This window comes from Streptomyces sp. TLI_55, from assembly GCF_900206255.1.
Lineage (GTDB): Bacteria > Actinomycetota > Actinomycetes > Streptomycetales > Streptomycetaceae > Streptomyces > Streptomyces aquilus.
This window is the reverse complement of record NZ_OAOJ01000001.1, coordinates 369,301-381,232: the sequence shown is the minus strand read 5'-3', so window position 1 is coordinate 381,232 and position 11,932 is coordinate 369,301. Positions and strand designations below refer to the sequence as shown.

The window sequence follows — 11,932 nt, the reverse complement described above, 5'->3', positions numbered from 1 at the left end:
CTCGCGACCCAAGTGGTGGTGCCTTGTGTGCGTCGGTTTCGTCGGCCTCGGGGTCATGGGGCAGCCCATGGCGCTCAACCTCGCCCGCGCCGGCACCCCCCTCGTCGTCTGGAACCGCACAGCGGACCGCTGCGATCCCGTGCGCGCCGCCGGAGCGGAGGTCGCGGAGAGCCCGGACGAGCTCTTCGCCCGGGCACGGACCGTGATCCTCATGCTGGCCGACGAGAACGCCATGGACGAGGTCCTCGGACGCGGCACCCCGGTCTTCGCCAGCCGGGTCGCCGACCGCACCCTCGTCCACATGGGCACCACCTCGCCCGAGTACTCCGCCGGCCTGGAGGACGCGGTCCGCAGCGCGGGCGGACGCTACGTCGAGGCCCCGGTCTCCGGCTCCCGAGTGCCCGCGGAACAAGGGGAGTTGGTCGGGATGCTGGCCGGCGACGAGGAGGCGGTGGAGGCCGTACGTCCGCTGCTCGCGCCCCTGTGCCGGGAGACGTTCGGCTGCGGTCCCGTACCGGGCGCGCTGCTGATGAAGTTCTCGGTGAACCTCTTCCTGATCACCCTGGTCACCGGCCTCGCCGAGGCGTTCCACTTCGCCGACCGGCACGGCCTCGACCAGCGGCTGCTGCGGGACGTGCTGGACGCCGGCCCGATGGCCAGTGCCGTGTCCCGGGTGAAGGCGGCCAAGCTGGTGGCCGGTGACTTCGGTGTGCAGGCGGGCGCCGCGGACGTCCTCAAGAACAACCGGCTCATCGCGCAGGCCGCCCGCAAGGCCGACCTGGCCTCCCCGCTCCTCGACGTCTGCCACGCCCTCTACGACGAGACCGTGGCGCGGGGCCATGGCGACGAGGACATGGTGGCCGTACTGCACGCGCTGCGGGCCCGGACCGACGGCGATCGGTAGCGTCCGCGCCCTCGGGTACCGTTTCGTGGACGACGAGCGGGACATGTCCCGCCATTTCCGCTGATGGTCGCAGAACCCAGGGATCGGATGCTGCACTGGGATCTGCACTACGCCAACGTCCTTGCCGCGCAGCGTGAACCTTGGCTCGCCATCGGGAGCGACTCGCCGGGGACCCCGGCTTCGACCTCTGGCCCGCTCTGGACAGCAGATGGGACGACGTCGTGGCGAAGGGCGACGCCCCGCGCGTGGTGCGGCGCCGCTTCGACCTTCTCACCGAGGTCCTGACGTCACCATCGCGCAGGCGCTGCCCACGCCGTGATCGCCGGGGCTGCCTGAGGCCGTGTGCCCGGGCGGCGGAAGCGGCCTCCCGGCGGCATGACAGCATCGGGTGCGATGAGAGGGTCGGTGGCGGTGCGGAGTGTGCGCGCGGCGGTGTTCGCCGTGCTGTGCGTGCTGCTCGCCACCGGAGGACATGCGCTGGCCACGGGTGAGGCACCGCCGGTGTGGGTCCAGATCGCGGCGGCCGTTCCCGTCTTCGCGGTCGGCTGTCTGCTCGCGGGCCGGGAACGCTCGCTGACCGGCATCGGCGCGGTGACGCTCGCCGCCCAGGCCGCCCTGCACTTCGCCTTCCACTCCCTCCGGCCGCAGCACACCGCGATGGCCCTGCACGGCATGCGGATGACCGACCACTCCCACGCCCTGACCCCGCACGCCACCGCCGTCCACGTCGGAGCTGCGCTCACCCTCACCTGGTGGCTGCGGCGGGGCGAGGCCGCGCTGTGGTCGCTGCTGCGCTGGGCGATCGCCTTCGTGCCGGGGCTCGTCGCATGGTGGCGGACGGACGGAGGAGTGCCGGACCGGCCGCTGCCCGGACCGCGGACCCGTGAGGCGTCCCGGTCGCTGACGAGCGCGCGGTTGCGGTACGCCGTGCGTCGACGCGGACCGCCGGCCGGGATGTCGTACGCCGTCTGAACCCCGACATCCCTTTCGCAGTACGGAGATCCACTCAGCCATGTCCACCACCCTGCGCCGCGCCGGCGCCGTCACCACGCTCGCCGCCGCCGGTGTCCTCGCCGCCGCGGGCATCGCCTCCGCGCACGTCACCGTCCACCCCGAGAGCTACGCCAAGGGCGCCACGGACGGCGTCCTGACCTTCCGTGTCCCCAACGAGGAGGACACCGCGAGCACCACGAAGGTGCAGGTCTTCCTGCCCACCGACCACCCCGTCCTCGGCGTCCTCGTCTCCCCGCACGACGGCTGGACTCCCAAGGTCACCACCACCAAGCTCAAGACGCCGGTGAAGACCGACGACGGCAGCATCACCGACGCCGTCTCCGAGATCACCTGGACGGGAGGGAAGATCACGGCCGGGCAGTACGAGGACTTCGACGTGGCCTTCGGTCAACTGCCCGACGACACCGGCCAGTTGACCTTCAAGGCCCTCCAGACGTACTCCGACGGCAAGACCGTGCGCTGGATCGAGCAGGCCACACAGGGCGACGAGGAGCCGGAGAACCCGGCACCGGTCCTCAAGCTCACCACCGAAGGCGCCGAAGGCTCCGACTCCGAGGGCTCCGGCGCGACGGCAAGCGCCAAGGGCTCCGCGAGCACCGCCTCGACGGCGTCGACGGCGTCGAGCAGCGACTCGACCGCACGCGGCCTCGGCATCGCCGGCCTCGTCGTGGGCGTGCTCGGACTGGCGGCGGCGGTGTTCGCCGTGCGGCGCGGCCCGTCGCAGCGTAAGTGACGTAGATCACATCAAGGCTGCGGAACTTGACGCTCCGTCGACCCGACTCCTGAACCGGCGCGGCCCGATCCGACCGGCGCCGTACGACGTGATCTGGAGTCGCGGTTGATGGACGAGTTCCGGCATTCCTCCTCCGGCGTGGGCGCGGTGCTGCGGAGATGCGTGCCGCCGCCCGCGTTCTGCGCCTTCCTCCTGCTGCTGGCCCTGATGTTCACCGTGTCGTACGCCGTCGGCGCGGCCTCGGGCCCGGTGGCACCCGGCATGCGCGGCACCGGCACGAGCGGGGCAGGCGCGGGCGGCTCGGACATGAACGACATGGACATGGGCGGCGCCCGGTGACGGGCACGGAATCCGTGACTTCTCTTGTCGCCACCGACCTCACCATCGGCGGCATGACCTGCGCGGCCTGCGTGCAGCGCGTCGAGAAGAAGCTCGGCAGGCTGGACGGCGTCACGGCGACCGTCAACCTCGCCACCGGTCGGGCTCGCGTCAGCCACCCGGCCCACATCAGCCGACGAGAACTCGTCGAGACCGTCGAGAAAGCCGGCTACACGGCCGCACTCCCCGAGTCACCGAAACAGCAGCCAAGCGAGGCCGACGAGTCCCGCGAGGAGCGGCAGCGGCTGCTGACCACCGCGCTGCTCGCGCTGCCGGTGCTCGTGCTGTCGATGGTGCCCGACCTGCAGTTCCGCAACTGGCAGTGGCTGTGCTTCGTCCTCGCCGCGCCCGTCGCCGTGTGGGGCGCCTGGCCGTTCCACGAGCGCGCGGTAAGGGGGTTGCGGCACTCGGCGGCCACCATGGACACCCTCGTCTCGCTCGGGGTCATGGCCTCCTTCTCCTGGTCGGCGTACGCGCTGTTCCTCGGCGGCGCGGGCGACCCCGGCATGCGGATGCCGCTCAGCCTGCTGCCCTCCGCCGCGGATGACGGCGTGGCACACCTCTACCTCGAAGCGGCCGTCGGCGTACCCCTGTTCGTGCTGGCCGGACGCTTCCTGGAGACGCGGGCCCGCCACGGGACCGGGGCGGCGCTGCGCTCGCTCGCCCGACTCGCCGCCAAGGACGTCGCCGTACGGGAAGGCGGCACCGAACGGCTTATCCCCATCGAGGGGTTGGAGGTGGGACAGGCCTTCGTCGTGCGTCCCGGCGAGCGGGTCGCCACCGACGGGCTGGTGACGGAGGGGAGTTCGGCCGTGGACCTGTCCCTGGTCACCGGGGAGAGCGAGCCCGTGGAGGTCGGACCCGGCTCTGCCGTCGTCGGCGGGGCCGTCAACGCGGGCGGGCTGCTCCTCGTACGGGCCACCGCGGTCGGCGCCGACACCCAACTCGCCCGGATCACGCGGCTGGTGACCGAGGCTCAGGCGGGCAAGGCGAAGGCGCAGCGACTCGCCGACTCGGTGGCCGGGGTCTTCGTCCCGGTCGTGCTGGCGCTGGCCGTCACCACGCTCGGCTTCTGGCTCGGCGCCGGAGCCGATCCCCAGGCGGCCGTCACCGCGTGCGTGGCCGTCCTGGTGGTGGCGTGTCCGTGCGCGCTCGGCCTGGCGACGCCGACCGCGTTGATGGCCGCCACCGGGCGCGGGGCCCAACTGGGCGTCCTCGTCACCGGTCCGCAGGCCCTGGAAGGCCTCCGGCACCTGGACGCCGTGGTCCTCGACAAGACCGGCACCCTCACCACCGGCCATATGACCGTCGCCCGCGTCACGGCCGTACCGGGAGGTCTCGGCCGCGACGCCGTGCTGCGGCTGGCGGGCGCGGTGGAGCAGGGGTCGGAGCATCCCGTGGGGCGGGCGATCGCCGCACAGGCCCGGCGGGAGCTGGGGGAGCGGCTCCCCGCGGTGGGCGAGTTCAGCGCGCTCCCGGGCCGCGGGGTGCGCGGACGGGTCGAGGGGCACCTCGTCGAAGTCCGTTCCCCCGACGACGAGTTGCCCGCCGGACTGGCTGTCACGGAAGGCGCCGCCCGCACGCCGGTCCTCGTGACCGTGGACGATGTCGCCCAGGCGATCATCGAGGTCGGGGACGTGCTGCGGCCCGGCAGCTACCGTGCCGTGGACCGGCTGCGGCGGCTCGGCGTACGACCCGTGCTCGCCACCGGCGATCGCGAGGCCCCCGCGCGGGCCGTCGCCCAGGCGCTCGGCATCGACGAGGCGTACGCCCGCTGCACCCCCGAGGAGAAGGCCGGCCTCGTGCGCGGTCTCCAGGGCGAGGGTCACCGGGTCGCCGTCATCGGCGACGGCGTGAACGACGCGGCCGCCCTCGCGGTCGCCGACCTCGGCATCGCCATGGGCACCGGAACCGACGTGGCCATCGGCGCCGCCGACGTCACCCTCGTACGCGGCGACATCGAGGCGCTCGCGGACGCCGTCCGGCTCGCCCGGCGCACGCTCGGCACGATCCGCGCCAACCTCGTCTGGGCGTTCGGCTACAACGCCGTCACCGTCCCGCTCGCCATGGTCGGCCTGCTCAACCCCATGCTCGCCGCCGCGGCGATGTCGGCCAGCTCGGTGCTGGTGGTCGCCAACAGCCTGCGGCTGCGCGCCTGGCAGCCCTCACCCGCACGCCCCGCCCCGTCCGCCCGGAGCCGCACCCGATGACCGCACCGAACCCATGGCGCCCGACCCGACGCCGCCTCACCGACACCCTGAACTCCGCGCTCGCGCCCGTCGCCGCGTGCAGCCTCGCCCTCGGTGGACTGACGACCTGGGTCACGGCGGGGAAGGCGGGCGAGCCGCCCCGGATCGCCGTGTCCCCCGGGCGGGTCCTCCTGCCGTACGGCGACACGACACGCACCGCGGCCTTCTTCGACATCGCCAACACCGGCGACGCGGACGACCGGCTGCTCCGGGTGACGTCCACCGAGACCGGGGGAGACCTGGAGCTCAGCCGGCACGTCATGACCGGGAAGGCGGCCGCTTCCCGGGAACCGGTGGCTTCGGTCGCCGTCCGGGCGGGCCGCGGGCTGTCCATGTCGCCGCAGGAGGTGGATGTCACCCTGCGGTCCAGGGCGGGATGGCGGGAAGGCGAACTCATCGCCTTCACCCTGCACTTCGAGCACAGCGGTGCGGTCAGCACCCTGGCCCTGGTGGTCCGCCCGGGCAGCCGCTCCCGCACGGTCACAGGGGTGGGGGAGTCAGCGCGGTGAGGTTCGGGAGGCGGTGCGGGTGGTAAGCGGCCAGGCCGGCGCCGGCGAGCCACCAGCCGCGGTACACCAGCGCGCGGCACAGGGGCTGCGGCATCCGGTCGAAGACGGTCGGCACGAGGGCCAGGTCGCGGCCGTCGTAGGTGCGGTGCTCGGGGAAGGCGGCCCGCCACTTGTCCAGCTGTCCTGCGCCGTGCTCGGCGAAGTCGGTGGCCAGGGCCACCAGGACGCCCCTGCGGCTGCCGGGAGGCAGGGGGCCGTCGGGGCCCGCCGCGTGACCGCGCCGGAACCGCTCGACGATCAGCCGGGTGCGCAGGGCCGTGCTCTGCCGGTACAACAGGGAGTTGGCACGCGCCAGATCGCGGACGACGGGTACGCCGCCGTACGGGCCGGGGCGCAGCAGGCCGCCGGAGTTGAGGACGAGCAGGAAGACATCGCGGTAGCGCTCGCCGTCGACGGACTCGGTGCCGGTGTTGTCGTAGACGCCGCCGTCCAGCAGGGCGGGTGCGTCGGTGCCGCACGGGAAGCTCGCGCGGTCGAGGACCAGGGGCGGGAAGGCGCCCGGCACCGCGGCGGAGGCGGCGACCGCGCGGCACAGCTTCAGGCCGGTGCCGGCCGTGGGCGCGAGACCGATGGCGTAGTCGCCGTACACGTCCCGTTCGAAGGTGAACCGGGTGCCGGTCGTCAGGTTGGCGGCGTTGAGGATCCAGCGGACCTGCGGGTCCAGGTCGGCGAGCCCGGTGCCGTGGAAGAACCACTCGTCCAGACGCCGGGCGAGGAGGTCGGTGCGGGTCGCGGGGCCCAAAGTGCGCCACAGGCCTCGCAGGAGCGCCTTCTTGAGCGAGAGCGAGGTGATCCTTTCGAGGGTGGGTTCGACGAGGAGTTCGTCAACGGCCGCTGTCGTGAAGCCCTGTTGGCGCAGGGCGGCCCAGTGGGCGGCGAGCAGACCGTTGGCGATGGAGCCGCCGGAGACCGAAGAGGCGTATCTGAGGTCCCGCAGCATCCCCGCGTCGGCGAGGAGCCGGATGACGCCCAGTGCGGAGAGCGTTGCCCGGAAGCCGCCTCCGGACAGGGCGAGGGCGACCGGGTCGGCGGCGGGCGGCGGCGCCGCGGGGCGCAGGGTGTCGCCGCAGGGCCGGGCCTGGAGGCCGGTGCCGAGGGTGGGCGAGTCCACCGCCCAGCGGTGGTCCTTCTGGCCGTGGGACGGGGTCATGGCTCGTCACCGATCTCTATGACCAGGGCCTGCTCCTCCGGCGACCGTTCGTGAATCGTGAAGCTGCGGTGGTCGTGCAGCTCCGCGAGGGTGTCGTCGGCGAAGCCGATCCGGTTCGTCAGGTGGATGGTGTACTCGTCGTCGCGGTCGCGGGAGTCGACCAGCATGCGCAGGGTGTCCTCGCTGGGGTGATGGTGTTTCACCCCGTCGGCCGAGATGACGTAGTGATCGGCGTGGATCTGCTCGAAGAAGTCGCTCTCCACGTTGCGGTCGCTGCCGTGGTGGGGGAGTTTCAGCAGGTCCACGTGGAGCGGGCCGGTGTCGTCCAGGAGTCCGGTGGCGCGCAGTCCGTCGAGGATGCGGTCGCCGCGGGCGTCCCCGGTGAGCAGGGCGGTCCGGCCCTGGTGTGTCAGCAGCAGGACGATGCTGGACAGGTTGGGTATGGAGCCGTCGGAGTAGGCCGAGGTGATGACACCCGGGTCCTGGAGTTCGCGCGCCTTGAGCCAGCGGTCCGTCAGCTCCTCCAGAGCGGTCGCGTCCGGCGCGACCACGGTGACGTGCAGCTGGTCGAGGGTCGTCTCCTCGCCGGTGATCAGCGGTCCGTCGATGGGCCGGTTGCCCGCCAGCCCCAGTTTGGCCGCCGCGTCGCGCAGGGCCCGGCCCTGGTTGTAGCTGGCCCGCACCGCACTGCTCTCGGTGCTCGCGTGGTCGACGAGCTCCTGGGCGGAGGCGCTCAGCCCCGGCTCCTCCCGGTCGACCAGTTCCTCCACGGAGTTGAACCAGACCCGCCGCACGGCGAAGGGATCGGGTTCCTGGTCCTCCCGGGCGTGCTGGATCTGACCGAGCAGCTTGAGCAGCCCGACCGCGTGGTCGTCGTCGACGTGGGACAGGCAGACGACGTCGATGCGCGGGGCGCCCGCGCCGTCCGGCGGCAGCTGTGTCAGCCGGTCGCGCAGGGACGTCTCGTAGACCTGGCTCGGACCGCCGTCGACGAGCATGACCCGTTCGTCCGGCCCCCACCGGACCAGGAAGGAGTCGCCGTGCCGGGCGTTGAGGAAGTCGAAGGTGAACATGGCGTCCTTCCTTGGGCGTTCGGCCGTCTCAGACGGACTGCATGGCACGCAGGACGTCGACCAGGCCGGACCCCTGGTAGTGCCGCTCCCGGCCCAGGTCCGTCGCCGTCCCGCACAGGATTCGCTTGACCTGCTCCGGGCGCCCGATCAGCTCCCGGTTGCGGGCCAGCAGCATCGCGGCCGCCCCGCTCACATGGGCCGCCGCCTGACTGGTCCCGTGCAGCGCGGCGATGCCCTGGTCGGGCACGGGCCCGTCGATGTCCTCGCCCGGCGCCAGGAGGTCGGGCTTCGGTCGTCCGTCGCCGGTGGGGCCGCGGCTGGAGAAGTAACTCACGCCGTGGCGGTGCGGATTGCTGCGATGCGTGGAGCCGACCGTGATGACGGACTCCGCGTTCCCGGGATCGGAGATGCTCGCACCGCGGTAGTCCTTGCCCAGGGTGTGCACGGCGCCCGCGTAGCCGGAGTTGCCGGCCGCGGCGACGACCACGACACCGGAGCGGACCAAGCGGTCGCACTCGATGCACACCGGGGTCCAGCCGGTGGAGTGGCTCGCCACGTCGTGCGGCACCGACAGGCTCAGGTTGACCCCCGCGATGACGAACCTTCCGGCCTGCTCGTTGATGTACCGGACGGCCTGAAGGGCCGTCACGATGGAGAACTCGTCCCCCGTCCCCGTGTCGCCCAGGACCCGGAAGTCGTACAGCTGGATCCTCGGGCAGATGCCCCGGAACTCCTCCTCGGGACGCGGCCACCAGCCACCGATGATCCCGGCGATATGGGTGCCGTGCGGGTCCACCGGGGTCGTGTACTGCTGGTAGCGCGGGACCACGGAAGGCTGTGCCCTGGAGGTGACCTGGGCGAGGTCGATCTCGGCGTACGGCAGGGCCTCGGGCCAGTCGATCCGTCCGTCGTTCAACGCGTCCAGGGACAGGGTCCTGCGGACGCCGACGAAGTTGAAGGCGCGCGGGATGCGGGAGCGCAGCGGCATCGGCTCCGGCTTGGTCGTGGTGTCCCAGTCGTAGAAGGCGGGGTGCCGTGCGTCGATGCCGCTGTCGACGACGGCCCAGCCGATCGCGCTGCAGTCCACGGAGAACACGTGCTCGGCGGCGTCGGCCTTGATGGTGGCCCGGGAGCGCACGACGGCCGAGGACGCATGCCGGTTGGCCGTCACGGAGAGGATCGGATACCGCTGCCGGCGGTCGAGGACACCTTGTGCCCCCGGATCCACCGAGGGTTCGGTGTCGGCCTCCTCCAGACGGACGCCGGTCAGCATCCCGGCCACTTCGGTGCAGACCGCCTTGTCCGTCGGCCGTTTGCCGACCAGCGCCGGGTTCGACTCCGCGACGATGGCGGTCAGCAGCCTGAGGAACCACCGCTGGTGCCGGGTGCGCTCCTGGCGTCTGGCGGAGTTGTCGTGCACGTCGCTGGCCCGCTGCCTCACCGCGCCGGGGCCTGCCGTGCCCGGGTCGTCCTCCCGCAGCGCGTCCGCGACGCCGGCCCCGCCCAGCTTCCTCGCCAGCTTGTTCACATCGCGGATGACACGGTTGAGGTTCGTCTTCGGCAGCACGGTCTGGACGACTTCGCGCAGGGTCAGTTTCGCCGCGATGAAGCTGCCGGACGCGATCGGCTGGGTGTCGCCCATCATGTGCAGGTCCCGGAAGCTCTGCAGGATCTGCTGGACACCGTGTTCCTCGTTGATGGCGAGGATCAGGTCCTCGCGCGGCTCCGTCGTGTCCTCGGGCGGGTGCGCGAGGGTCAGCAGGGCGTCGAACCTTATGGGACAGTCCGTCGCCCAGGGAACGGGCCGGGGACCTTTGCCATAGAAGAGCTCTTCGAGCTTCTTGCGGTCCATCGGGGGCCTCGCCTGGGGTCAGGTGCCGGTGCGGATCGTGATCTCCCAGCTGCGCAGCATCCCCGCGGAGCCCTCGACCGCGTCCGTGACCTTGAGCTGCCAGCCGCCGGTCACGGCGTCGCCGATCAGCGGCGCCAGCAGCGACGGCGGTTGTGAGGTCAGGGTGAGACGAAGGTTCTTGGTGTCGCCGCCCGTACGGTTGTGGATCACGGCCCGACGGCCCGACGGCGCCAGCAGCACCACCCGCAGATCGCCGATGCGGGCGTGCTCGATGTCGATCGAGACGGTCAGGTCGCGGACCGTGCCCGCCCCCTCCAGCGCGATCGAGTCGGTCAGCCCGCCGACGTCCTGGTCCGGGATCTCGGCGCCCGGCGCCGACCGTCCCGTGATCTGCGTGCCCGCGATGCCCTGCTCGCCGGTGGTGAAGGCGATGACCTCGCCCGGGGCGCCGATCCCGGAGAGGGTGAGACCGGATTCGCTGCCGTCCCACCACAGGGACGCGGGGTGGCTGCCGTGCGAGAGCGCGGTGCCCGCGATCGGCCCGTACAGGTCGCCGCCGTCACCGAAGTTCAGCCCGGTCTCCAGGTCCAGGTGGCCGTCCGCCTGGAGCAGCGCGCACTGGTAGTGGCGTACCTGGTTGCCCTGCTGAAACTCGTTCGACCCCTTGATGTCGCAGTGGTAGACCGCCAGTCCGCTGGAGGTCAGCCGGGAGTCGAAGCCGAGCCTGCTGCGGTTCTCGACCAGGTAGTACTCGACGTTCTTGCGCTGCGGGTTGTGGTAGATGAGCGCCTTGTCGTACTCGCCCTGCACGGCCTCGTACGAGCCGGGTACGGAGATGTCGACGTCCCGCGTCCAGCCCACGAGCCGGCGCAGGTACACGCAGACCGCCGACGGCAGGAACCCGTCGCCCAGGTGGTCCCCGGCCGACATGGCGCAGTAGGTGCCCATGCCCGCGCTGGTGAAGTCGTCGCCCTCGCGCTCGACGGTTCCGTAGTCGTAGAGGTCGGGCCAGCGGCACAGCAGATGCCCGCTCTCGTGGCAGAAGGTGCCGATGCGCAGGTCGGCCGCCGTGTCGCCGATGCTGGTGACGGTGTAGAAGTCCGTGCGCACGTCGCCGATCTGGGCGGGGAAGCGGGAGTTGTGCGGCCACAGGTCCTCGCGGAACTCCGTCTGCCCGGCGTACATGATGCACACGGAGTCGACGATGCCGCGCTCGAGGGAGTCGAAGCGGCTGAAGTCCACACCGGCGTCCGCGGCCGCCTGCAGCGCCTCCGGCACGAGTTCGCCCCGGTGCTGCTTGAGCCCGTACGCGAGCCTGGGACGGCTCATGCGGAACGGGCCGACGACCGTGTTGGTGAAGCGGAGCTTGCCCGTCGACATGGTGCGGAAGAACTCCTTGACGGAGCAACGGTTGCCGTTCGCCGTGAAGTTCGGGCTGTTGAGCAGGGCGGAGACGTCGTCCACCGTGACGTCCGTCGCCGTGTCCGGGAAGTCGACCAGGATCGTCAGCCCCTGTACGTCGCCCGCCGTCAGGGCGTCGCCGGGCAGCAGGCCCTTGACGGGGCCGAAGGTGAGCAGGGTGTCGGGATCGAGGTGGGCCCGATCCTCCTCAGGGATCGTCTGCAGCACCCGGTCCTTGAAGACCTCCCGCCGGTAGCCCTGGCCCTCTCGCAGATGCCGCGGCAGGCCCACGGGCGCGGGCTGGGACAACGGAACGCCGCTGGAGACGAACCGGCGTCCGGGGCCGGCACTGTCGGTCTCCGCGTAGCAGTAGGCGCCCCGGTCGGCGTCGTAGACGACCGAGTAGCCGTCGACGGTCTCGTACCTCGCGTACTTGTCGTCACCGAAGGCGACGAGTTCGACGGCGCCGCCCTCCTCCTGATGGAAGGTGAGCGTGTCACCGAAGATGCCACTCATCGCGGAAGACCTCCCGAAGCGGCGTTAGAGGGTTCTCGACCTCAGTGTGGAGCGCGGAGGAGGAGCCCCACAGGGCAGAAGAACCCACATCCC

The 11,932-nt window shown here is 71.9% G+C and carries 10 protein-coding genes and 1 pseudogene; 7 read left to right on the top strand and 4 right to left on the bottom strand.

The features are described from left to right. Nucleotides 1-25 precede the first annotated feature (25 nt). From CRP56_RS01925 to CRP56_RS01895, 7 genes and pseudogenes are all read left to right on the top strand, one after another. On the top strand, nt 26-904 hold the full coding sequence (locus CRP56_RS01925; RefSeq protein WP_097259675.1) for an NAD(P)-dependent oxidoreductase: 879 nt from the start codon (nt 26-28) through the stop codon (nt 902-904). A gap of 63 nt (nt 905-967) precedes the next feature. Beyond that, nucleotides 968-1,188 (top strand): annotated as a pseudogene (locus CRP56_RS01920) (aminoglycoside phosphotransferase family protein); the annotation flags it as partial. A 109-nt stretch (nt 1,189-1,297) separates the two neighbouring features. Beyond that, a complete protein-coding gene (locus CRP56_RS01915; protein ID WP_257039982.1) occupies nt 1,298-1,876 on the top strand; it encodes a hypothetical protein in 579 nt (192 codons plus the stop codon). Nucleotides 1,877-1,916: 40 nt separating this feature from the next. Further along, nucleotides 1,917-2,651 (top strand): YcnI family protein, encoded by a 735-nt coding sequence (locus tag CRP56_RS01910; RefSeq protein WP_097259674.1) that lies wholly within the window; start codon nt 1,917-1,919, stop codon nt 2,649-2,651. Between the two features lie 108 nt (nt 2,652-2,759). Continuing rightward, on the top strand, nt 2,760-2,990 hold the full coding sequence (locus CRP56_RS01905; RefSeq protein ID WP_097259673.1) for a hypothetical protein: 231 nt from the start codon (nt 2,760-2,762) through the stop codon (nt 2,988-2,990). A 14-nt stretch (nt 2,991-3,004) separates the two neighbouring features. Next, nucleotides 3,005-5,239 carry a heavy metal translocating P-type ATPase gene (locus CRP56_RS01900; RefSeq protein ID WP_373559622.1) on the top strand — a complete coding sequence of 745 codons (2,235 nt, stop codon included), beginning with the start codon at nt 3,005-3,007 and terminating at the stop codon, nt 5,237-5,239. After that, entirely contained in the window at nt 5,236-5,787 is a 552-nt protein-coding gene (locus tag CRP56_RS01895) for a copper chaperone PCu(A)C (RefSeq protein ID WP_097259672.1), read from the top strand. The genes CRP56_RS01900 and CRP56_RS01895 overlap by 4 nt, the downstream gene beginning before the upstream one ends. Here CRP56_RS01895 and CRP56_RS01890 read toward each other — a convergent pair. The 4 genes from CRP56_RS01890 to CRP56_RS01875 are packed head-to-tail and all read right to left on the bottom strand — an operon-like array spanning nt 5,759 to nt 11,839. Continuing rightward, complete coding sequence (locus CRP56_RS01890; RefSeq protein ID WP_097259671.1) at nt 5,759-6,997, bottom strand: patatin-like phospholipase family protein; 1,239 nt, start codon at nt 6,995-6,997, stop codon at nt 5,759-5,761. The two genes, CRP56_RS01895 and CRP56_RS01890, sit on opposite strands and share 29 nt — an antisense overlap. Then, nucleotides 6,994-8,070 carry a ComEC/Rec2 family competence protein gene (locus tag CRP56_RS01885; protein WP_097259670.1) on the bottom strand — a complete coding sequence of 359 codons (1,077 nt, stop codon included), beginning with the start codon at nt 8,068-8,070 and terminating at the stop codon, nt 6,994-6,996. The genes CRP56_RS01890 and CRP56_RS01885 overlap by 4 nt, the downstream gene beginning before the upstream one ends. A gap of 28 nt (nt 8,071-8,098) precedes the next feature. After that, the gene (locus tag CRP56_RS01880) at nt 8,099-9,922 is read right to left on the bottom strand and encodes a S8 family serine peptidase (protein ID WP_097259669.1); all 1,824 of its coding nucleotides are present in this window, start codon (nt 9,920-9,922) and stop codon (nt 8,099-8,101) included. Nucleotides 9,923-9,940: 18 nt separating this feature from the next. Further along, the gene (locus CRP56_RS01875) at nt 9,941-11,839 is read right to left on the bottom strand and encodes a M6 family metalloprotease domain-containing protein (RefSeq protein ID WP_097259668.1); all 1,899 of its coding nucleotides are present in this window, start codon (nt 11,837-11,839) and stop codon (nt 9,941-9,943) included. Between the last annotated feature and the right edge of the window lie 93 nt (nt 11,840-11,932).